This is a genomic window from Altererythrobacter chaiwopuensis, assembly GCF_054957735.1.
Genome location: NZ_JBTXJF010000001.1, coordinates 1,440,934 through 1,463,572 on the forward strand (window position 1 = coordinate 1,440,934; position 22,639 = coordinate 1,463,572).

Genomic DNA, 22,639 nt, shown 5'->3' on the forward strand with positions numbered 1-22,639 from the left:
GGTGATGAACCCGCGAAACCGCCTTTTTTTAATCGGCCTCGCTGCGGCTTGCCTGGCGGTGTTCGCCAGCTTGCCGCGCGCTGAAGCGGGTGAAGCCGGAATCCTGGCAGCAGCGGCTGTCTTTGATAGTCCCGCCGCCGCCCGCGATGCTGTTGTACGGGCGGAACAGGCTGCCGCCGATGCGGCGCAGCGTGCGCTGCGTCTTGACCGGGGAGCCGAAGAAGCCAGCGAAGCGGCCGCAAAGACCGCACGCATTGCTGCCGCACTCGCCGCCCGCATCCAGCAGGCCGAAGCTGACATACTCGCAGCCCAGGCACGCTATGCCCTGATTGCTGACCAGCGCCGCGTGCTCGATGCCCGTCTGGCGGTGCAGCAGCAACCGATCGTTCGCCTGACTGCAGCCTTGCAGAACATGGCGCGCCGCCCTTTGGTGCTCTCTGCGCTTCAGCCCGGATCGCTCAAGGATACGGTCTATGTCCGGGCCGTGCTGGAGACAACGCTGCCCGAGATCCGCACCCGGACATCGGGCTTGCGCAGGCAGCTTGAGCGCGGGCGTGCGCTGGAGCGCGATGCCCGGGCCACTTTGGCGCATTTGCGTAGCGGTGAAAGCCGCCTGGCTGAGCGGCGCAACCAACTTGACGCGCTGGCCGCCCAGCAACGCCTCGCCTCGCGCGAGGCACGGGCGATTGCCCAAAAGGAAAGCCAGCGAGCGCTGGCGCTGACCGAGGATGCGCGCGACCTTGATGCCTTGCTTGGTGAGCTTGATCGTGCGGGTTCCCTGCGGGCAGAGCTGGCGGCGCTGCCCGGTCCGTTGGTGCGCCCGCCACGTCCGGGCGCGTCGCAGGTAATGAATGGTGGCGCTGGAAGCCCCACGCCGCGCCCCACCGGCCTGCCTGCGCCGCTGCAAATGCCGGTTCAGGGCCGCACCTTGGCCGGCTTCGGCGCGATCGACGCGGCAGGGCTGGCCAGCACCGGGTTGCGGCTGAGGCCGGCATCGGGCGCGCAGGTCATCGCACCGGCAGAGGGGCGGGTCGCCTTTGCCGGCCCCTATCGCGGGTTTGGCCGCATCGTCATCATCGAACATGGCAATGGTTTCACCAGCCTGGTTACGGGCCTTGCGCGGAACAATATTGCTGCGGGGGACCAGGTGATCGGGGGCAGCCCGATCGGCACCGCATCCGTGCGCGAGCCAATGGTAACATTTGAGCTGCGGCGGGATGGAAATCCGGTTAACCCGCTCGATTACATGTAGGTTTCATGCATCTTCGGCAGGCTGCGTGCCCGTTGACCGGCGGCGGAATGGGAAAACATTTGTCAAAGGAACCGTATCGCTTCGGGTCGCGATCGCGCTCTCATCTGGCGTTAAGGCGGTTTGCGCGATAGAACTCCGGCAGAACAGGAGCCCAATTGCCTATGCGAATCGCCGATCTGATGCGCAGCGCCGCGCTTGTCACCGCTGTGGCGCTTATCCCGGCCACCACCGCCGGCATGGCGCAAGTGGATGGCCGGGCGGGCCCGCAATTCGCCAAGCTGTTCGCAGCGTATCAGCAGATCAAGGCCAATTATGTCGAGCCTGTCGAAGATGACGTTCTGATCCGCGGCGCGATTGACGGCATGCTCGGTGCGCTCGATCCGCATTCGGCCTATGTCGATGGCCCCGCGCTGCAACGTCTCACCACGCTGATTGATGGCAATTATTCGGGGCTTGGACTGTCAGTGGTGATGGATTCCGGCGCGGTCAAGGTGATCTCTCCCTTCCGCGGCAGCCCGGCAGAAAAGGCCGGGGTCAAGGCGGGTGATTTTATCACCCATCTTGATGGCGAGCTGATCTATGGCGGCGATCTTGACGAAGCCGTGGCACGCATGCGCGGGCCGGAAGGCACTTCGATTCAGCTTACAGTGTTCCGTCCTGGGCGCGACGAACCGCTGGAATTGAAAGTCACCCGCGGCGTGATCGAGCTTGAGCCGGTCACACACAAGCTGGAATCCGGCAAGATCGGTGTGATCACGGTCAATGAATTCTCGACCAATGTCGGACGCGACGTGCACCTGGCCTGGCAGGCGCTCCGCACAGAGGCTGCGGGCCGGATGAACGGCCTGGTGCTCGATCTGCGATCCAATCCGGGCGGCTCGCTCGACGAGGCAATCGCGCTGTCGGATCTGTTCCTGAAGGAGGGGCGGATCGTGTCGCAGCGGGGCCGCGCGCGCGGCGAGAACGCCCAGTATAACGCTGATGACATCACCAATTACCGCCATCTGCCGCGACAGGATGCGCAGCGCTTCATGGGCGCAATTGCCGAGGGCATTCCGCTGATCGTGCTGATCGATGCCGGTTCGGCCTCGGCCTCCGAAATCGTCGCCGGCGCACTGCAGGATCATCGCCGGGCGCTGATCATGGGCGATCGCAGCTTCGGCAAGGGCAGTGTGCAGTCACTGCTGCCGCTGGGCCGCGATGCTGCGCTCAAGCTCACTACGGCGCGTTATTACACGCCCGCCGGGCATTCGGTGCAGGAAGGCGGCATCAAGCCCGATATCGAAGTCCCCCAGCTGTCCGACCCGGACCTTGAGAAGCGCAACAAATATGTCATGCGTGAAAGTGACCTGCGCGGGCATCTGATCAACGAACTGGGGCTTGAGGATGAAGCGCTGGAGGTGGACAAGCAGGTCGACCCAAGGTTCCGCCTGACTTCGGCCCAACTCGAGGAGCAGGGGGTTGCGGATTTCCAGCTGCACTACGCGCTCGAAACCTTGCGCCGGACAACGCGGGCAACGGTGGCGCTGCGACAGTAAATCGGCTAGCTGCGGACGATGGATAAGACACCGGGCGGGCGCCCCGCCGATCTGTTGGCACAACATCTTGCCTTGAGCGTACCGGCTTTGCTGCTGGGCGGTGCCTATCTGGCGCAATATGGCTTTGGCCTTTACCCATGCGAAATGTGCTGGTGGCAGCGCTATCCGCATTTCGCCGCGCTGGCGCTGGCCATGCTTTCATTCGTCGCACCGCTGCGGCAGATCTGGATTGCCTTGGCTGGCCTGGCGATTTTCGTGTCCGGCGCGATCGGCGGCTTCCATGCCGGGGTCGAATATGGCTGGTGGGAGGGCCTGACCGCCTGTTCGACCGGCGTTCCCACAACCGGGGATGCGCTGGATGCGATTATGAACGCGCCGCTGGTCCGCTGCGACGTTGCGCCGTGGGACCTGTTCGAAATCTCGCTCGCGGGATGGAATTTCCTCATTTCCTGCGCCGCCGGTATCGGGATATGGGAACTTCTGAGGCGCAGCGCCAGACCGGTTTGAGAGGTGGAAGATGAGCACACGAGGCATCACCCGCGACGAACTCCACAGTATGATCCGCGTTGATCAGGCGGGCGAATATGGCGCTACACGGATATATGCGGGACAGCTTGCCGTATTGGGCAATCGCGGCCCGCACGCGCAGGAAATCGTCCATATGGCCGAGCAGGAAGAAGGCCATCTTGCGCGGTTTGATGCAATGATCGCTGCGCGCGGGGTGCGCCCTACTGCGCTGCAGCCCTTCTGGTCGGTCGCGGGTTATGCCTTGGGTGCGGCAACCGCGCTGATCGGCCCGGAGGCGGCGATGGCTTGTACCGCAGCGGTCGAGGAAGAGATCGACCGGCATTATTCGCAGCAGCTTGATCGGTTGCGGCAAAGCGGGGCCGAACCGGAACTTGCGGACATGATCCATGAGTTCCGCGAAGATGAGCGCGCGCATCGTGACACAGCGCTGGCAGCCGGGGCGGAAAGGGCGCCTGCCTATCCGCTGTTGGCGGGGGCGATCAGGCTGGGTTGCCGCGCTGCGATCAAACTTGCCGAACGAATATGAGCAGGATTAAACCGCGCGTGAAGGCGCTTCATATGCTATTCAACTCGCCTGCGCTCTAACATGCGCATTGTCCATGACTTGCCCGAGGTATCGTGATGACCCGCCGCATTCTTGCCCTTTCCCTGATCGCCGCCGCGCCGTTTTGGGCCGCCACACCGGCCGCCGCGCAGGATGACGCCGGCGACAAGGTCAATATGGTGATCGTCTATGGGGCTGATGAATGCCCGGCACCGGCGGAGGGCGAGATCACGGTCTGCGCGCGCAAGGCCGAGGACGAGCGTTTTCGCATTCCCGAAAACCTGCGATTGAGCGACAGTCCGCAGAACATTGCCTGGGCCGAGCGTGTCGAACGTTTCGAGATGATCGGTGATTTCGGCACCATGTCGTGCGATCCGGCGGGTGCGGGCGGCTGGACTGGTTGCACCCAGCAGATGATCAATGCGGCCTATGCCGACAAGCGCGAAGGCTCCGACATACGCTTTAGCCAGTTGATCGAAGCCGCACGGGCTGAGCGCCTTTCAACCATTGATGCTGATGCCGCAGCCGAGCAGGCGCGGGTCGAGCAGATCGAGCGGGAATATATGGAGCGGCTTGAACGCGAACGGCAGCAGGGCTTGCCGGATGAGGGAGCGCCGCCTGCGGTAATGCCTGAAGGCGGTGAAGCCCCTGATGCCGCCGCCAAGCCTGACGGCGAATAACCTGCCGCAACAATCGTCCGCGAAATGTCGCCAATGGCGGTTTTGCCGGACAGACACCCCTGCTAGTGGGAAACCGCAGCCAATTCGGCTTGCGTACCAGGTTGCATGACCCCTTCCTGCTTCACGATGCGCGGTTGCGGAGTTTCGCATGACTTAATTTCGATGTCGCGCGCGATGACATCGGATTCGTAGCCCACTGTAATTGTGCCGAAATCCAGCGGGCACAGATTCAGGCGCCCGGCCTGCGCGGGATCGATGGAGAGGCGGTAACTCCCCGGCATGACCCGTTCAAAAAAGTAATAGCCATCGAGCTCTGTCTTGACGATTCCCACGATCTTCCCGTTTTCCTCGGATAGCATCAGTCTGACGCCGGAGACGCCCTTGGCCACCCCGTTGGAAACAAAGCTGGCTGTTCCTTCAATCTCGCTGAGCGCCACGACAGGATAATCGATGGCGTGGAGCCGCCCCGCTCTGGGAACCACCTCCACGCCGGGCTTTGCCGGCGCAAGTGTGATGTCCGGAAGGCTGGCTGGATCGATCTGAATACCCACTTCCCGCCCGGTACCCAGCCCGCCGATTCTGGCGATACCGGCCTCGTTGGTGGAGGCTGTCTTGTTGAACACGACGAAATCGACTTCGGGCAGCAGCCGGTCTGTAGGGCCATAGGTGCCGTCGCCATTCAGGTCCTGGAAGGCGCGCAGCGTTGCTCCGCCTGACGTAGCTTGCCCGGGGCGCGCCGCAAAAACGCGCTTGCTAATGGGATCGCGGCCGAGGCTTAAACCAAGGCGCAGGCCGACATAATAGGAATCGTTCGAGAACGAGTAATTGCTGTCAAAGGCCAGGCTGAAACGGTCAAAATCGCGCACTGCCGAAAGGCTGAAGAAGGGGGAGTGGCTTGAAAAGTCATAATTGGCAGAAGCGCGCAGTGCGGTGCGGTCATCAAGCGTGTGATTGATTTCGGCGCCTGCATTTGTGATGTCGAGCCGCGGATGGACCTGGTAGCCAAGCGAAAACCGCGCCCTTGTGTTGGATCGGCCAAGCGTAGCAAGGTCGAAATTGCCGAACAGCTGGGCGTTGTTCTGGAAATCGGGGGAGCTTGTGCGCGAGTAATCCAGTGTGTTTGAAAGCAGCAGGCCGGATGTGCGGGTTGAAGCTCTCATCCCGGCCTGGAATGTGCTGCGCCCGTTTACGTCCTGAAAACTGCGCACCCGCGCGCTGAGCGGAATGACCAGGCCGGTAACAGGGTTGCCCAGTTCCACGGTGGTGTTGAAATCGAGCTCGGTCGCGCGGCGCAGAAACTGCAGCCCAGGCGCCTTGGTTTCGTCGGGGAAAAGCCCGCTGTATTCGGTATGGCTAAGCGTTATGGCAGAGCGGCCAATGCGCCCGCCGATGCCGCCCTCGAATGCCAGCGCCCCTCCATCGGCAAACCCCGCATCCAGCTTCACCGCTGCGCCGCCCAGGCTGGTCCGCAAACCAGCAGAGGAAACCCAGTGGTCGCCGTCGCGTTCGAACCAGGCTCCGCTCAGCACCGCTGTCAGGTCTGAACTCACGCCATAGGCAAGCTGCCCGCTGGCGCGCCAGTTGCCGAATTCGCGTGAAGGCACGAAGTTTGGCGGCGTCACCCCCAGTAGGTTCTGGTCCCTTTGTGCGGCGCCGAAATTGTAGACCAGCTGCCCTTCGGAGACGCGCCCGTCACCAACAGAGATGCGGCGCACACTTTCGCTGCGCTGCCCTTGCGGCCCGAAGAATACCAGGCGGAAAACATTTAGCCCGAAATCGACCGGCACCTGAAGAAACTCGAACTGGCCGTTGACCGTTTCACGCGTCGATCCGATCAGGATGTCATTCCGGTAAAGTTCGACTTCGTAGCCGTCGGGCAGGATGCCGCGCAAATCCACACGGTCGAAGACAGAGGTTGTTTGCGTCGCTGCATTGGTGACCGCGAAGCCGCGGCCCGAAACGCTGCGCAAACCCAACGGCATCGATTCTGTGGCAATATCGCCGACAGAAAAGGCCGTGGCGGAAAGCGGGCCCAACAGATCGCCATCGGGGTCGACCCGGCCAAGCTCCAGTAACGACGCGGTCAGGCCGTTTTCAGTCTCGCCGCTCAGATAGGCTTCGGCTGTAAGAAAGCCCAGATCACCGGCCAGCCGTAAATCGCCTTCCAGGCGCGGGCCGAAAATGCTGTCGGAAACGGCGCGAAGCTCGACGTCCGCCGCAGGAATCGAAAGTGCCTGCCACGGCAGGTCCACCCGCTCGAAATCGCGCGCTTCCCGGCCGCCCTGACGCGCTTCTATTCTTTTCCTGTTTGCCTCACGCTCTGCCCGCAGCTGGAACGGGAAGGGTTGCAGCGTTTCGATTTCGACCGACATCGATCGCAGGTCCGCCGCGATCCTGATCGGCAGGAACTCGGCAAACTGTTCGATCTGCAGGTACATTTCGCCTTCGAAAGCCACCGCCTGCGATCCCTTGAGCGGGCGCTGGGCTGTTTCGAACTCAACCAGCTTCTGGCGCAGGTCGATGGCCAATACGCGATCCTCGTCCAGGATCCAGCCATGCGCATAGTTGCCGTCATCGCTCACCGTGATGGCGAGATCAAGGATCCGCGCCATGGCGCCAAGCGGCAGATAGATGCCGCTGCGCGTGCCATAGGCAATGATCGTATCGGTTGCGTCTATGCCCTTTATCTTGACTTCGAGGATGAGCTCATCCTGTGGGCCAAGCACGGGCGCTTCAGCAGAATAGCCGGGGGAACTTGCCTGCCCTGTTGCGCGCGATGGTGGCACCAGTTGTGTCAGGTCTGATGAAGCAGCATCTGTCTTGAGCAATGCAGCAGAACCGGCAAGCGGCTCACCAGTGCGAAAGTCCCACACACGCGCTCCGGTCTGCGGCTGCGTTGAAACGCCGGGCCTGTCCCCGGTTGGTGTGAGGGCCTCGCCCCGTGCTTCGCCCTGTGCTTCGACCTGTCCTTCGGCCTGAGTTTTGACCGGCTCATTGGGTGGTGTTTCGACATGCGCACCGGCCATAGCCGCTGCATTGTCTTGCCAGTTTGGCGGGGCTGAAACTTTTGCCTCTGCGGCGGCAACATCCGCCATGCTGTCAAGCGGAGCGATGGGCTTTCCGGTTGCGAAATCCCATACCTTCGCCGCAGATGCCGCACTGGCTGTGGTTCCGGGTGCCTCCGCGGTTTCTGCACCCGTATCCGCATCGGCGCCTGCATCCACCAGCGCAGAGCTTTGGGGCGCAGAAATTCCAGTCACGGCCAAACCGTCGGGCGCGGATGTTTCAACGCTCACTTGCGCGCGTTCCTGCACCATTTCTGCAGCGGCTGGCTGAGCGGGCTCGGGGGAGGGCGCAGGCACCGCCAACGGTGTCGATGCGGCATCCGCGGCTGGGTCCGCTGCCGGTCTGTCATCACTGACCTGGTCAGCCACGTCGGCCAGATTGCTGGCCTCAACTGGTGCCGCTTCTTCTCCGGCTACAGGGCCATTGTCATTGCTTTCGAGTGCCTTGTGCACGGGATCAACCGGAGTGAGCGGTATTCCGGTGGCGAAATCCCAGATACGCACTTTCGATCTATCGGCCAGGTAGCCGGCTGGTTCGCCCAGCGGCACGAACTCCGCGAAAGCTGTGTCGAACTCGCCTGCGGTTTGCTGTGCCAATGGTTCAAGGTTTCCGGCCAGAACGATCGGCGGCGCGGCAACGGCTGGCGTTTCGACCGCAGATTTTACCATCGCTCCGCCGACATTTGGTGCGGCGCTGGCGCCCGGATCGTTTAGGCCGGAATCACGCAGCGCTTTGGGCGCTGCGGCTTCACCGGCGGGCGCGGCGGCGGCTGGCTCGCGATCTTCTGTAGGTCTGGCTTGCTGGGTGCCTTGGCCGTCGACCCTGTCCGTATGATCGGTGTCGTTGGCAATATTTACTGCCCGGCCAGGAGTTGGGGCCGGGGCTGGGCGCGCCGGGGCGTCATCCCCGAACGAGGGCCTGGGTATGTCGGCCGCAGCGATGTCGCGCGCTTTCTTGCCACTATGCTCCTGCGGCGAGGGCATAGGCATGCGCTTTGTGCCGCTTTCCCTGTTCTGGGGAAGCGAACAAAGCGCCAATGCGACCGCCCCCAAACTGACGGCGCTGACGTTCCGGATGAGTTTCCGGCGGTTCAAGGAACCACGAATTCCTGTTCGGCAAGTTTGGCGCCCGGTTTGAAGTCATCATCGATGAACTCGATTCTCAGGCGGGTCCCCGGGGACACAAAGCGTGGCTCAAGCTCGGGGTTGACCGGGATAGTCACCTGCCTGCTGTCGACTTCGGGATAGACGCCGATGCCTTTGGAAATCGCGACAGGCTGGTCCGCGCCCTTTGCGGTGACTACCACATCGCCAAATGCAGAGCGCGTTCCCGCGCGCGTCACGGTGAAGCGGATGGCGCGGGTTCCGTCCTGCGAGGTGAGCAGGCTGATGTCCTCAATGCCTACGTCCAGCGTCGTATCGCCGATCCGCACGATTACCGGGATCGAGATGCCAAAGCGCGGGCGGATGGTTACGCCGATGCCTTCGGTGCTCGTTCCGCCCGCAGCGTTTTCAATGGAAAGGCCACTATCGATCGGCGGAACGGAAGTGACAACGAAGTGCGAACGGTATTCACCGTCGGGAATGTCGGCAGCGGCCCGGGCCATGACGCGGACCAGCTGGGATTCGCTGCCCCGCAATGCGACCCTGCGTGGCGAGTGCCGCAAAAGCCCGCTGGCCGTTTGCACGCGCGCCCGTGTCGCTTCGTCAATCTCCTTGTCGAGAGCGAGTAAGCGCCCATCCGGGGTCATTGCCATGTCGACCAGGCGGATTTCGTAATCGCCCGGATTGACGGTTTTATTGTAGAGCCCGATCGATGCGATTTCACGGCGTCCGTTGATCACCACCCGCTTCGGGAACAGGTTTATATCGCCCATCGCGCCAACCGAGCCCTCAGGCGGAGGTGGCGGAGCAGTCTGGGGCGTTGTTGGCTCGATATCCTGCGCCAGCGAGCCCGCCGGGCCCAGGGCGAGGATAGTAGCCAGAGCGCCCGCCAGAAGGGTTGTCGGTGTGGCGCGGTATGCGGCAGATTTGTATGCGGAACTCATATCAGGCGACCCCCGTTTGTGTCGCCCTGTCTATGGATCAAATATGGTTAATTGCGCGTAAACGCCTAAGGGTTCTACCTTAGTTTAAAGATAGAAAACGGTAACTTCGAACACCCCGGAATAATCGCCGGGCTGCTGGTTGGCCTGCACATTCAATGTGCCGCCGATATAAAGGATGAAGAACCCGTTCGCATCAAGGCGATTGATCGGGCTTGCAGAGGAGCGATTGAACGCCAGGTTGCTCACGGTCATGCTTGCCCCGTTAGCATTCGAGATCACTGTGCTGTTGGAATGCGAAGTGATGAAGCGGCGGTTGGCATCGCCCAGGACCAGGAATTGGGCCGGCCCCCTGACGCTTGGCCACGCGGGAAGAGCGAACGAAGAGGTCACACTGCCCGCCGGTGTAATCGTAACTGTACCAGCAACTGGTGGAGCCAGGATCTGGCCAAAGCGGAGGTCTTCAACCGGCAGGATTTGAGGCGGACTGGCCACCTCCACCTGAGCCTTGCCCTGCGCAAAATCGGTTTGGCCGGGCGCGGCATGGGCGGCCACTGCCAGGCAGGCTGTGCAGACAGCGCTAAGTCCTTTTAGGCCTCGGATCAGTTTCTGATGGATCATCGTGCTGGTCCTCTGGCTGGCCGGCCGCCAATCTCACTCGGAGTGGCGGCCGGTCTCGTCAGGACATCAGTTGTAGCTGACCGTCACGTCATAGGTACCATTATAGGTGCCGGCGGCCTGATTGGCGGCCACTGTCAAAGTGCCCCCGACAGAAACAGTGGCAAGGCCCGATGCGTCGAGGCTTCCTGTGGTCGCGACGTCCGTGGTGAAGGACATGCCAGCCATTACCTCATTACCTGCAACAATGTTGAAATCGCGGTTGGCATCGCCCGTAACCGTGAAGGTATCTTCCGAATTGGTCGAGGTGGGCACGAATGTCACGTCGCCAGTAACTGAACCCACGCCGGCGGTGGTCACGACCACGGTACCGCCAGTGGTCCCCGGAACGATCGTGCCGAAATCCAGCGCACCCCCATCATGCACGATCGAAATCGGCGCAACGATTACCGCAGTAGCTACACCTTGGGCGGTGTCAGTGTCGCCGGGCGCAGCGGCAGCCGGGATAGCGAAGGCGGCCCCAAAGGCTGCCAGAACGAACTTCTTCATTACGTAGTCTCCAAATGTTTTGGTTCGCCCGGCGGTTGCCGGTGCTTACATAGGTATAACTACGTGCCCCTTAAAAAATCCTTTTTGCCATAAAAACACATAAATACAGTATGTTATGCTTGCCATTAAACTGGCATCAATCATAGGAAACAACTATATTCAACGTGGCCCTGTATCTCCCGGCAGCAGTTCCGCCGGGAACTTCCAGCGTGCCCCCAACCCGAAAACCGTCCGCCCCTTCCGCGCTCAATTGGCCGCGCGCTCCCTGGGAAGAAAGGTTGTCGGTCGCGACAGTGATCTGCTTGACCAGCAGAGCTGGCGCAGATGAGCTGACCGGGCTCGCATATGTCTGATCGGGATATTCGATCCGGTAATATCGGCCCGGCTGCCCGCGAACGGCGAATCGGGCGGGTGAAGCATCGCACAGCGCGGCGGCGCTGCAGGCAGCCCTTAGCGAACCTGTGTAGACCGGGGCGCCGCCGGCTGGGTCAACGCTGATCGATCCGCTGTCGTTTGGCGAAACCGCCAGCGTGCCGAACTCCAGCGGGGCAACCGCTTCGAACCTCAGGGGGGCGATCACTTCGGCGCTGGCGTTGCCGGAGGCGGTTGCCTCATTCCCCGGTGCCGCCAGCGAGGGCGCGGGTAAAGCGGCCAGCACAAAAGTGGCAACGATAGCCATGGTTTCTTTGGAGATCATGCTTGCCTCCTCAGGATTTGGACATCCTAGGAAGAAGCTCGCAGGAAAATCTTAGCCTACAATCAGGTAATTACACTTATGTGCCAGAATGGCGCACCTGGATTGCCGGAAATTAACGCACCGATACGAGCACTGCATCGACAGGAATGGGGATCGCGATCGGCCCTCCGCCAAAGATCCTCTCGACATCCAGCCGTCCGCCAACATTGAAAGACATCGAGCAGACTCGCTGGACGCAATTGAGCATCTCGATCCGGATGACCTGTCCGGGCTCGATAAAGCTGTAACCAGGCAGATCGGTCTGATAACGGCTGAGCCGGGCCGTCAGGCCGCCACTGCCAAAAGCCGGGGGCGCCGACATCACCAGCTCGATTTCAAGATCCATCCGCCTGCGGCCATTGTTGCCCCGATCATATTCCACGGTGAAGCGCGCCGGGCCCGTGCCAGTGTCGCTGAGCACGAACACACCGGCGCTGGTCACGGCGCCCGATGCCGAAACCTCCCTGAAACCGCGCGTTGGCACGGCAAAGGTTCCGAAACGAAGTTCTGAATTGCTGATGATGCGTAGGGCTGACTGGTTGGCGATCGCTGCTGGCGAAGCGAACAGGGTGAGCCAACTGAAGGCCGCAAGTGCGCTGGCCGTGCGCCAGCGGAAACGCTGCGTTGCCAATTGGCTTCGCCTGGATTGTGCGGGATGGAAATTGGATTTCAAGACGTGCCGCGACCCGGGAATAAATTCGACGAGAAACGCGAGTATAGCTCCACAGGCGCATATTGCCAGCCGCGCGTGTCAAAGCAGGGCTTATACTGCGTAATAATCGCGGTACCATGCGACAAAGCGTGCCATGCCATCACGCACAGAGGTTTGCGGTGCGTAACCGGTTAGCGCGCGCAGCAAGCTGTTGTCAGCCCAGGTTGCCGAAACATCGCCCTGCTGCATGGGCAGCAGGTTCCTGATCGCCTCGCGGCCGCAGGCCTCCTCGATCGCTTCGATGAAATCGAGCAACCTGACCTTCTCGCCATTGCCGATATTGACTACGCGAAAAGGTGCGGCGGGCGAAAGGCTGTCTTGCTTGATCGGCTCGCCGCGCGCATCGACGGCGGGGGGCGGGACATCGACAAGCAACCGGACGCCGCGAACCAGATCGGTTACATATGTGAAGTCCCTATACATATCGCCGTGATTATATACGTCTATCGGCGTGCCCTCGAGAACCCCTTTGGTAAATTTAAACGGTGCCATATCGGGCCTGCCCCAGGGGCCATAGACGGTGAAGAAACGGAACATCGTGGTGGGGATGCCCCATAAATGGGCATAGCTGTGGCCCATTGCCTCGGTTGCCTTCTTTGTCGCGGCATAAAGCGTCAACGGCGTGTCGCAGGCATCTGTCTCAGTAAAGGGCATCGCCGTATTGGCGCCATAGACCGAGCTGGTTGATGCCATCAACAGATGGGCGACTTTCAACTCGCGCGCGACTTCCATCACATTGAACGTGCCGACCAGATTGGCATCGACATAGGCGCGCGGGTTCTCGAGGCTGTATCGCACGCCTGCTTGTGCGGCGAGGTGGATGATGATGTCGGGGCGGGATTCCACCGCGATGGTGCGCAAATGCTCGAAATCCTCAAGCATCCCAACCTCTGCGCGGAAATGCCGGTTTTGCAGCAGCATCTGGTGGCGCCGCTCTTTCAGCCGGACATCGTAATAATCGGTCATCCCGTCATAGCCGGTGACGGCAAACCCCTCGTCCAACAGCAGCTGGGCCAGGTGATAGCCGATGAAGCCGGCGGAGCCGGTGATGAGGGCGGAGCGCATGGGCATTGGTTAGCGCTCGCGCGGCCACTTGGCGAGCCTGATCCTGCGCCACATCGCACTGCGATCCGTGCCAATCGCATCGGGCTTGGTCGCCGAAGGCCGAAGACGGGAGGGCAGGACACCAGGCATCATCATATCACCGCGCGTTTGCGTTATCGGGTATTCGGGGCGGCGCGAGCGCAGCTGGTCTCGGCACTGATTTGCCTGTTTGGCAGGGAATTAACAGGGTAAATCGCTCATTTCGGGCGCGAAACAGCCATTTTAGGGTGATTGTGCCCAATCCGCCGATAAATTACTCACGCGATTACAGATGGTTATTGGAAGGTAATCACCGCTTCCCTGTTCTTCGCCAGAACAGGGTATTTAATCGCGATAACAGGCAGCGATATCGCGCAGAACAGGGCGTAAAATCGCCGGAAAAGGAAGCGATATCGTTCATGTCAGGCAAGTATCCGGGCCCTGCGCCGTTTCTCGAGATATGTCTTCTCCGTCATTCCCTGTGCTACGAAATGCAAGCAAGATTAGGGATCAATGGTAGGGTGGTCGGCGGCGATGTTGCCAGCGGCCGCGCCGAACTGGGCCCGTGGGCCACGAAGGCCGTTATGCTTGCCAGCAGTTGATCAAGTGCCTGCGCCAGGCGCTTGCGCGGTGGAGCAGGCACGCGGCAGCGATCGCAAGACTAAACCCGGAACGCTCAAGGCACGGTCAGCTTGATCGAATCAATCGACAGATCCGCGCCGCGATTGCCCACCCTGGGCATACCGCCGATAAACAACTCAGGGTAGTCGCAGGCCGAGCCGCTCTCGGCCTCGTAGAAGGCCGAACGGCGATCCATCCCGGGGCTTGCTGCCGAACCCGCAGCCTTGCGCACAAACAGCACCTCGCGCGCGCCGGGGCAGATCAGTGTAAAGCGTAGCGAATCGAGGCCGCGAAGCTGGCTGCCCGCACTCAGCGTCACCTCCAGCTCCGGCCTCTGGCCTTCGGTGAGAAAGGTCATGGTCCGCGCGATGATCGGGGCGCCCCGGCCGTTCCAGCGCAGCACCAGGCGGCTGCTCCATTCTTCGGCAATGATTTGCGCGGAGATCCCGGACCGGTTGGTCAGGCGCCAGTCCTGCGGCGCGGTGGCCCAACGAGTTTCAGGAGGTTCTCCCAGCCATTGATCGAAATCAGGATCGTACAATAATTGCGACTTCTTTTCGGCGGGAAGTTGGGCCCTGACCATCTCGGCTATCGCGTCCTTGCGGCCGGCATTGAACAGCGCATAAAGCGCCGCGCGCATTTCCACGCGATCGACCGGCATGTCGTGTTCGGCCATGTAATCAAACAGCCGCAAGCGCGCGTCGAGGATCTCCGGGTTGGCCAAGGGCTCGGCTAGGAGGAAATAGCGCTCACGCCAGACGGGATTGTTCGCAAGGCGCTCGGCCATCAACCTTGTTCCGGTTGGATCGACCTCCAATTGCGCAAGGAGAGGCATGATCTGTTCGGCCAGCTTGCCGCGCCGAAGCAGTGCATCCATGTGGTCGAGCGCTGCGTCGAGGTCATTGCGCCGAGCTGCTTCGAACAGGAGGTTTTGCTGAGTGGCGGTGTCACGCCAGCCCAGCTTGCCGAGGGTCGACACATAGGCGCGCCGCTGGGTCTCATCGAGTCCTCCTCGCACTTCGCTAGCGTAAATGGCGTTGAGCAGCGGCTGATCGAGCGGCTGACGCGCAAGAGATCTCTTGGCCGAGGCAAGTTGCGCCGGGCTCATCGCCTCGCCTTCGGCATTGACCAGGCTGGCGCCGGCGCGGTCTACTGAGTACGCGCTCTGCTGCTGGTAAATCACGAACAATGCGAAAGCGATGATCGCCAGCGCTTGGCCGGCGAGGCCCATTGCCTTCAGCTTCATGCTTCGATCCGTCCAGGATGGCCCGTCGTTAACAGTTTCGCCAGAGCCCGCACGTTTGCGGTGGAGCGCGAACAGAAAGCCGCATGCTACAGCAAAGATAACCGCGTGGCTCTGGGTGCGGAGCGGATAATCGACAATCGAATGCAGGCCTACCAGCACAATGCTTACAGCGGACGGCAGAGCAAAGGCGCCCAGTTCCTCCCTGCCGCGCCAACCACTCCAGATGCGTTTGCCAAAAAGGAAGATGAACAGCAGGAGGACGATCAGGCCGGGCAGGCCAAACTCGATCAGGAGTTCAAGATATTCGTTGTGCACCCTGTTGAAATAGAGCGGGTTGATATCCTCGAGCCGTTCGATCACCGGATAGACGGTGGTGAAGCTGCCCAGGCCGGCGCCCCATGGCAGGTATTGTTCGATCAGCGGCGAGCTCTTCTGCCAGATTTCGAGGCGACCATTCTCCTCGATCTGCGAGAAGCGATCGAGTGCCGCCTGGACAGTCGAGCTGACGGTCACGAAATATAAAGCGGCAAATGCCGCTACCGCTCCGCCCACAATGAACTGCCAACGCAGCTTGCCGTGGACAAAACAGGCATAGAAAGTCGCCGCCAATCCGGCTGTGGTCAGGCCAATACCCGCGCGAGATAGCGTGCCAACCGCAGCAATGAAGAAGACCATAGCCGCAAGCACGGCGACTGCCATCGCAAGCCGCGGGTTGCGCAGGCGATCCTTGATGGCTGCGATCGCGAAAGCTCCACCGATGGCCATAAGCAGCCCTTGGTGATTGCGGTTGGCGAAGAAGCCGAGGAAGCTGCCGCGATGGCGAGAATCGTAAAGATCAAGCGTCGAGCCCGTCGTGCCGAACTGAATGAGGCCGACCAGCAGCGCTAGAATAGTGACAGCAATGAGCACCCATACGACCCGCCTGCGCCCAACCCGATCCAGTGTCAGCGCTGCAAGGAAGGCTGCTGCTGCTGGCAAGAGCATCAGGAAACCGAACAGCGTATCGCGCGGCACCAGCGAGAGCCCGCGCCACGCCCCTGCGGTCCCCAACAAACCGAAGACTTCACCAGCGAGCTCGCGGCCCGGCAGGGCCTGCCAGATGCCCGGCGGGAGCGGTATCAATTGCAGCAAGGGTAGCGCGACGATAGCGATTGCGGCGGCCTTCAGAGCCATCGGCAATGATGCAAATTTCCTGGCCGCTCCTGCCGCAATGGCAACCGGAAGCAGGCAGGCGGCGACGAGGCAAATCACCAGGATCTGCCAGTTTGCGCTGCTTGGCGCTCCGCCCAGAATGATTGAGGCCGTGACCAGTGCGTAGAGGAGATATTCTACCACGGTTTGCCACAGGCTTCCGAAACCAGCTCGGATTTGCTTTTCAGTTTTCAACTAATCTCCCCACGGGCAATCCCGGCATCTACATCTTGCCACCTGCAGTAGTGTTCAATTTTCGAACGGTGGCACATTTACGTATATGGTTGGTAGCCGTCTACCTCATGAGGGCTGATTGCACAGATACCTCTAATTCCATAATATCGGATCGATTATCTTTTCACTTTCTGCAATATGTATCGAACTCGCGACTGACGATTGCGGGCTTGCTATGAGACTCGTAGCGATATTATCGTGATAGGCTATTCGCCTTTTTGACTTGCTGCTCGGCTATCAGGATCAAGCGTCGAAGGCGCAGTGCAAGCGACAGGTCGTGGATCGAGTTGAAAGAGGATCGCAGCATTGGGCGTCGACGAACCAAGACTCGAGGGTGAAGAAGTGGCGCTTTCCGAGGTGAGCAAATACGATCCAGTAAGCAGTGAGAATCTGTTCCTTGCGGAGCTTAAAGCGAAGCCTGGTCATCGACATCGCGTAAGTGCAGCGGCGATCCTGCTCGACATTGGTGCCATCACAACCGCCTATGTTGTCGCCAGCCTCGCCTATCTTTCCCAGATCGACATCGAGCTTATCTCCCGTACACTCGCGTCAATCGTCCCGATCTATTTCCTCTTCGGGTTGGCTGTGCAGAGCTATCCTGCGAGCATACTCGCCGATGGATTACGCAGCGCCTGGCGCGCTGGCGCCGCGCTGGCCTGGGCATCTTTACTGATGTTCCTCATCTTCTTCTTTCTCAAGATCAGCGAGGAATTTTCGCGAGCGGTACTCGGTTTGGGAACAATTCTTGCCGTGTTTCTTGTCGGCATTGCCCGAATGAGCGTTGCTGGGCTGACGCGGCGGGCGCTTGGCTCGAACCCGTTCGCTCATCTCCATCTTTATGACGAAATGCCCATGCCGATGCCCCATGTACCAGAGGTTCTGAGTGTGAGCGATATCGGATTGCAGCCCGTCCCTGACAATCCGGCCATGCTCGATTTGCTTGGTCGATTGGCCCTCGGCCTTGATGGCGTGGTGGTCCATTGTCGCCCGGAAAAGCGGGAGCAATGGGCCTTCATGTTGAAATCGCTGGACGTTCGAACCGAAATCGTGATGCCGGAACTTAGCGCGCTACGCCCTCTGGCAATTCGCGAACGATCCGGTGAGACAAGCCTGGTCCTGGGTAGCGGGCAGCTTTCCTGGAGCCAGCGCTTTCTCAAGCGAGGGTTCGATCTGGTTTTTACATTCGCCCTGATGCCTATCATTGCTCCATTGCTCGCCTTTATTGCGGTGCTCGTCAAATTGGATAGCCGCGGGCCAGTATTGTTCCAGCAGGACCGGATCGGCCTTGGTAATCGCAAGTTCAAGATCCTGAAATTCAGGACGATGCGGGTCGAAATGCAGGATGATGAAGCAAAAAGGACGACTTCGCGGAGTGACCCAAGGGTTACTCGGTTCGGTAACTTTCTGCGCCGCACCAGCCTTGACGAGTTACCTCAATTCATCAACGTACTTGTAGGAGACATGAGCATCGTTGGGCCACGACCGCATGCCGAACGCACCGCTGTCGGGTCGACCATGCTTTGGGAAATTGATGGAGCGTATTGGCATCGGCATGTCGTAAAGCCTGGCATCACTGGGCTGGCACAGGTGCGTGGCCATCGGGGCAGTCTGTTCGAAGAAAGGCAGTTGACGGACCGTCTGAATGCCGACCTTGAATATGTCCAAGGCTGGTCGATTGCATCCGATCTAATTATAATTTTACTTACAATCCGTGTGATTATTCACAAGAATGCATTTTAGTTTGGCTTGGCAGTCAATTATCCTGAGCTGGTCCGGTTCTAAATGCTGGGTGCAAGTTCGATATTTTTATCAAAGCGCCATCGATCAAATTATCGTTCGTTTTTCCAGCAAGACCCACGGCTGCGCTGGTGACGAAGCAACTCCCTTCTGGTGTGAAGGCCAACTTCGTCGGTCGCCTTACAGGTAACCGTACTTCGGCGACCGCATTGCCGCACTTTCGTTGTAATGGATCGTATGCGCGAATAGCGGCCCCGTCCCAGAATGAGATCCACATTCTTCCATGGTGGTCGAGACACATGCCATCAGGATAGCCCTCTCGAGGATCAAATCTTGCCCAAACCTCCAATTCACGCAGCCCCTTTTGGGGTGTGACTTTACCAACATAAATCGCGGCGGCGGCAGAGTCTGTTAAGAAGACTTTGAAGGTTCTGTCACGCAATGGAATGAAAACAGGCCCATTCGTAACTTTGAAGCCAGTTGCCATTTGCAGCAAGTCGTGGCCATCCCATCGCCACCAGGCACCACTCACTCTTTCTTCCTTGTTGTCCATGGTGCCGGCCCAGAAACCGCCAAGCGGATCAATGGCTCCATCGTTGAATCGATTACCTGGCCATTCTGTTTCGGGCGCGTTCTCCAGCACCTCGAGCTTTGCGGTACGGGCTAGATCATCGCAGCGCAGCCGCACAATACCCCGACCTGTGGCGGCCAAGAAACCGGCGCTATTGGGGTCGACAGCTATGCAGCCGATTGACCCACCAACATCGCCGACAATTGTCCACTCCTGGGCCCCTGGTTCATGAGGCAGTGTCTCAAACAACCTGGCTTCTTTGATGTCGACCCAAAATAATCGGTCGCGCCGCCCATCCCAGATGATTCCCTCACCCAGCGTTGCGCGATGATCACTCCAAACCGAAACCGGCTTGTTCATGAGGGGTCGTGAAGCCGTGAGAGGATCCCGCCATCCAGTGTCAAGATCGAGCCAGTAAGAAATGCCATTTCGCGCTGCAGCAGGAATGCCACAACTTTCGCGACTTCCTGAGGCTTGCCAATCCTGCCAGCTGGATGGAATGCGTCGAGCTGTTCTCGCTCGCTTGCCCGACCCTCAAAACCCGCCTCAAGCATATCAGTTGCGATGGCTGCAGGGGCGATGGCACAAACTCTTACTGCACCCCCAAGATCCACTGCAAGTGCCTTGGTAAGACCATGAAGCGCTGCTTTGCTGGTAGCATAGGACACAAAGCCCGGTTTTGTAGCCTGCGCGTGCACCGAACCGATGTTCACAATGGCACCTTGTGCCGCCTCAAGACTATCCGCGAATGCCTGGCTCAATAGGAAGGGGGCAGTCAAATTGACGGTCATACTTTGCTGCCAGTCATCAAGCGCGATCGAACGGGTGGGGGCAAGGAGCTGCACTGCTGCGTTGTTGACGAGTGCCCCCAAAGCCCGATCGTCTAATGCCTCTCTTGCTGGGCTCAAGCAGTGAGAATTGAACAGATCCCGTTGCTCGCATTGCCGAAGGTCGAATTGGATATAGCGATCGCAGGCATCAGCATTTTTGCCGAGCCCAATCCCCAAAACATACCAACCTTGCGCGCGTAATTCGGCCGCAATCGCTTCGCCGATGCCACTCTCGGGCCCTGTTACTATGGCGGCGCGCTCAGTCATCATAAAGCATCTCTGCAATCAGGGCGATGGTTTGCTTGCTAACTCTTGCCACGGCATCGATGGTGTTGGACGCGTTATGGCTTCCAAAAATATTGTCGGGATATTGCCGGAGTTGGCTAGCTGGCGAGAAAGGTTCAGTCTCGAACACATCGAGAGCCACCGAATGAATCTTGCCGCTGGCTAGGCCTTCGACGAGTGCCGCCTCTTGAATAAGCGGGCCTCGGCCAACATTCACGATCCGCACACCATCCTTGAGTTGCTTGGAAGTGTTGACGTTGAGCATGTGGTGAGTTTCCGGAGTGAGTGGTGCTGTAAAGACAACAAAGTCCATCTTCCCAAGTCCCTCTGGCCAAACCATTTGCATGGCATCGATGCAGTCCTGATGCTGGTAATAGGGATCGTAGACAAAAAGATTCATCTCTGCCGCGAGCAAACGTTTGGCCGTGTTCTTGCCAATATCGCCAAAGCCAACAAGCCCGACGTTCTTGCCAGCGAGTGATATCCCGGCTGGTTTAGGCCAAGCGAAATCGCTGCGTATTTCCCGATCGATACGAAAACTGTGGCGGGCGAGCCCGCTCACATAGTGCATAGCAAGATCGGCTACTTCCTTGCCGAAAACGCCAGGAGTGTTCGCTGACTTCAGCCCAAGTCGCTTGGCCGCCACAAAGTCGACGTTGTCCACGCCGACTCCCCATTTGACGATTGCTCGCAGCTTGCCGCAAGCGCCGGCTTCGAGGACGCGCGAACTGGCGGGATCGTCTCCGATAATCCAGCCGTCAAACCCGGGCAGCAGGTCAATGAGTTCTTGCTCGCTCATTGTCTGCGTGACCTGCGCAGCGGTCATTTCCAGGCCCTTCGCGGCAAAATCTGCCCGGAAGGATTCGATCATCCCCAGCATTGGGGGGCAAGTAACCAGTATCATTGGCGATGCGGTCATGGTTTCTGGCCCAGACGATAGAGGGCAACGGCCTCTGCCAATTCCCACTGAGCTTGGCCATCGATATCGATTGCTTCAGTCGGGTCCATAGGGAGAAGTATCGGTGCGGCACCGATACGAGCTTTGGTTTTGGCGAAGCTACCGCGGTTGAAAATATAGAGGTTCGAGTTCTCCTCGTACCACGATTCGAGGTCTTGGGTTCGAATGAGATTGTCCGGATCGTGGTTGATCGCGCTTCCATCCGCCCGATAGAAACGCGTCTGGACAGGATTGACGCTGAACAGTGAGTCGGAGGATCCATCTCTTACGCCTTCGGAATATTTCTCAAGCGCAGCGGCAATCGTTGCGGGTCGGAGCAACGGGTTCGTCGTATGGGTCATCACATAGGTTTCGGCCGACACATTTGCGACATCGTCGGCTAGGACCAAATTCATGGAGACCATGTCTCCACAGATTTCAACCTTGCGGTCACGGATCATCACCCGCCCGTCTTCCGCACCATCCTCAAGGCCATTTTCAGCCAGAATCTGTCGGGCATCAGTGTTGATTACGACCTTCTCAATTTCGTCGACTTCCAATAAGCTATCGAGGATCCAACGAAAGAGCGGTTTCCCGGCGAACTCGCGAAAATTCTTGCCTTTGACGCGCTCGCTGTTTGCCTTCATCGGCAACAGGGCAACGGTGTTGAAGCTATTTTCCAAGTCGAAACCTTTCCTTGCCGGGATAACGCGCAATTCCGCCTATCTCGGGTAAAAGTACTGTTCACGCTTTTCCCGCGACAGTTTGCGGTGATCGTTATTGCCCCTGTAAGTGCCCCAATACTGCATGCTGCGAAAGAGCACGATACCTTTGCACTCACGCAGCAGGCGTTTGTCCTGAAGCGCGGAGCTCATATCGAGCAGTATTCCCGCAGTCGTGTAACGCAAGAAGTCCAGGAAGCTTACATGCACTTCGGGCAGGATGCCCTGAAGAGCGATTGCCTCGCGTTCGTAACGACGCCTCACTTGCGCCCAGGTTTCTTCATGAATGTGCTCCACCACCGCTTCCGCGACGTAACCGATCTTGCCGCCGTCCGCCCATAATTTCTTCGCAAGCACCATGTCTTCAAGACCTGTCACCTCCTCGTCGAAACGATAGCGTGACCAAGCCTGTTTGGTCACGGCGCTGTTGGCATTGTTGCAGAAGAAGCCTTCTTGCGGGATCAGCGTCTTTTCCGGAAAATACTTCTGAAACAGCTGCTTCTCGCTGTACTTGCTATAGCCGTCACGCCATATTTGGCGTCCATAGCTATAGTCACACCGGCCATCTTCAAGCGGGGCGCACAACTCCTGTAGCCAGTTTGGGCCTTGTGGGATGCAATGGCCCGAAATCATCACCAGATGCTGCCCAGAAGCAGCCTCGCATCCGATATTGAGAGAGCGTCCGAAGGTAAATTCGGACTTGTCGATCGTCTCGATCCGGCAGCCATGCGACTTGGCAATTTCAAGCGTGCCATCAGTCGATCCTGAATCAACGAGGACAACGTCGTAGCTGAGCCCATGCGTATCCTGGCGCGCGATTGCACCAAGGAGCGTGGGCAACCACTTCGCTTCATTGAGGGTGCGGATGATGATGCTGATGTCGGTCATAAATTGCGGTCGTCATCTAACTAAGAA

At 59.5% G+C, this 22,639-nt stretch carries 19 protein-coding genes; 6 read left to right on the forward strand and 13 right to left on the reverse strand.

Going from position 1 to position 22,639, the window contains the following annotated elements; genetic code table 11:
- Positions 1-4 precede the first annotated feature (4 nt).
- The 5 genes from ACX3VQ_RS07025 to ACX3VQ_RS07045 all read left to right on the forward strand — a co-directional run bounded on the left by ACX3VQ_RS07025 (position 5) and on the right by ACX3VQ_RS07045 (position 4,542).
- Entirely contained in the window at positions 5-1,252 is a 1,248-nt protein-coding gene (locus tag ACX3VQ_RS07025) for a murein hydrolase activator EnvC family protein (protein ID WP_462580159.1), read from the forward strand.
- A gap of 161 nt (positions 1,253-1,413) precedes the next feature.
- Positions 1,414-2,790, forward strand: a complete 1,377-nt coding sequence (locus ACX3VQ_RS07030; RefSeq protein ID WP_462580160.1) for a S41 family peptidase — start codon at positions 1,414-1,416, stop codon at positions 2,788-2,790.
- A gap of 18 nt (positions 2,791-2,808) precedes the next feature.
- The gene (locus ACX3VQ_RS07035; RefSeq protein WP_462580161.1) at positions 2,809-3,297 is read left to right on the forward strand and encodes a disulfide bond formation protein B; all 489 of its coding nucleotides are present in this window, start codon (positions 2,809-2,811) and stop codon (positions 3,295-3,297) included.
- Positions 3,298-3,307: 10 nt separating this feature from the next.
- Positions 3,308-3,844 carry a demethoxyubiquinone hydroxylase family protein gene (locus ACX3VQ_RS07040; RefSeq protein ID WP_462580162.1) on the forward strand — a complete coding sequence of 179 codons (537 nt, stop codon included), beginning with the start codon at positions 3,308-3,310 and terminating at the stop codon, positions 3,842-3,844.
- A gap of 95 nt (positions 3,845-3,939) precedes the next feature.
- Positions 3,940-4,542 carry a hypothetical protein gene (locus ACX3VQ_RS07045; RefSeq protein ID WP_462580163.1) on the forward strand — a complete coding sequence of 201 codons (603 nt, stop codon included), beginning with the start codon at positions 3,940-3,942 and terminating at the stop codon, positions 4,540-4,542.
- A 62-nt stretch (positions 4,543-4,604) separates the two neighbouring features.
- On the opposite strand, the gene ACX3VQ_RS07050 is transcribed toward ACX3VQ_RS07045, so the two are convergent.
- From ACX3VQ_RS07050 to ACX3VQ_RS07085, 8 genes are all read right to left on the reverse strand, one after another.
- Positions 4,605-8,597 carry a hypothetical protein gene (locus ACX3VQ_RS07050; RefSeq protein ID WP_462580164.1) on the reverse strand — a complete coding sequence of 1,331 codons (3,993 nt, stop codon included), beginning with the start codon at positions 8,595-8,597 and terminating at the stop codon, positions 4,605-4,607.
- A gap of 101 nt (positions 8,598-8,698) precedes the next feature.
- Positions 8,699-9,655 carry a fimbrial biogenesis chaperone gene (locus tag ACX3VQ_RS07055; protein WP_462580165.1) on the reverse strand — a complete coding sequence of 319 codons (957 nt, stop codon included), beginning with the start codon at positions 9,653-9,655 and terminating at the stop codon, positions 8,699-8,701.
- An 84-nt stretch (positions 9,656-9,739) separates the two neighbouring features.
- A complete protein-coding gene (locus tag ACX3VQ_RS07060; RefSeq protein ID WP_462580166.1) occupies positions 9,740-10,273 on the reverse strand; it encodes a DUF4402 domain-containing protein in 534 nt (177 codons plus the stop codon).
- Positions 10,274-10,339: 66 nt separating this feature from the next.
- Positions 10,340-10,819, reverse strand: coding sequence for a DUF4402 domain-containing protein (locus ACX3VQ_RS07065; protein ID WP_462580167.1), 480 nt, complete (start codon positions 10,817-10,819; stop codon positions 10,340-10,342).
- Between the two features lie 136 nt (positions 10,820-10,955).
- Positions 10,956-11,516 carry a DUF4402 domain-containing protein gene (locus ACX3VQ_RS07070; RefSeq protein WP_462580168.1) on the reverse strand — a complete coding sequence of 187 codons (561 nt, stop codon included), beginning with the start codon at positions 11,514-11,516 and terminating at the stop codon, positions 10,956-10,958.
- Positions 11,517-11,628: 112 nt separating this feature from the next.
- Positions 11,629-12,186: a DUF4402 domain-containing protein gene (locus tag ACX3VQ_RS07075; protein WP_462580169.1), complete on the reverse strand. Its 558-nt coding sequence runs from the start codon at positions 12,184-12,186 to the stop codon at positions 11,629-11,631.
- Between the two features lie 132 nt (positions 12,187-12,318).
- Positions 12,319-13,332, reverse strand: a complete 1,014-nt coding sequence (locus ACX3VQ_RS07080; protein ID WP_462570771.1) for a GDP-mannose 4,6-dehydratase — start codon at positions 13,330-13,332, stop codon at positions 12,319-12,321.
- 694 nt (positions 13,333-14,026) lie between these two features.
- Positions 14,027-16,603: an O-antigen ligase family protein gene (locus ACX3VQ_RS07085; protein WP_462580170.1), complete on the reverse strand. Its 2,577-nt coding sequence runs from the start codon at positions 16,601-16,603 to the stop codon at positions 14,027-14,029.
- Positions 16,604-16,948: 345 nt separating this feature from the next.
- On the opposite strand from ACX3VQ_RS07085, the gene ACX3VQ_RS07090 reads away from it, so the two are divergent.
- Complete coding sequence (locus ACX3VQ_RS07090; RefSeq protein ID WP_462580171.1) at positions 16,949-18,382, forward strand: sugar transferase; 1,434 nt, start codon at positions 16,949-16,951, stop codon at positions 18,380-18,382.
- 13 nt (positions 18,383-18,395) lie between these two features.
- Here the strand turns inward: ACX3VQ_RS07090 and ACX3VQ_RS07095 are convergent, their stop codons facing one another.
- Genes ACX3VQ_RS07095 through ACX3VQ_RS07115 form a run of 5 tightly spaced genes read right to left on the reverse strand, consistent with a single transcriptional unit; the run spans position 18,396 to position 22,612 of the window.
- Positions 18,396-19,310 carry an SMP-30/gluconolactonase/LRE family protein gene (locus tag ACX3VQ_RS07095; RefSeq protein WP_462580172.1) on the reverse strand — a complete coding sequence of 305 codons (915 nt, stop codon included), beginning with the start codon at positions 19,308-19,310 and terminating at the stop codon, positions 18,396-18,398.
- Positions 19,307-20,050 carry an SDR family NAD(P)-dependent oxidoreductase gene (locus ACX3VQ_RS07100; protein ID WP_462580173.1) on the reverse strand — a complete coding sequence of 248 codons (744 nt, stop codon included), beginning with the start codon at positions 20,048-20,050 and terminating at the stop codon, positions 19,307-19,309. The genes ACX3VQ_RS07095 and ACX3VQ_RS07100 overlap by 4 nt, the downstream gene beginning before the upstream one ends.
- Positions 20,040-20,936: an NAD(P)-dependent oxidoreductase gene (locus tag ACX3VQ_RS07105; protein ID WP_462580174.1), complete on the reverse strand. Its 897-nt coding sequence runs from the start codon at positions 20,934-20,936 to the stop codon at positions 20,040-20,042. Before ACX3VQ_RS07105 ends, ACX3VQ_RS07100 begins: the two co-directional genes overlap by 11 nt.
- 44 nt (positions 20,937-20,980) lie before the next feature.
- The gene (locus ACX3VQ_RS07110; RefSeq protein ID WP_462580175.1) at positions 20,981-21,685 is read right to left on the reverse strand and encodes an acylneuraminate cytidylyltransferase family protein; all 705 of its coding nucleotides are present in this window, start codon (positions 21,683-21,685) and stop codon (positions 20,981-20,983) included.
- Positions 21,686-21,724: 39 nt separating this feature from the next.
- A complete protein-coding gene (locus ACX3VQ_RS07115; RefSeq protein ID WP_462580176.1) occupies positions 21,725-22,612 on the reverse strand; it encodes a glycosyltransferase family 2 protein in 888 nt (295 codons plus the stop codon).
- Positions 22,613-22,639: the final 27 nt, after the last annotated feature.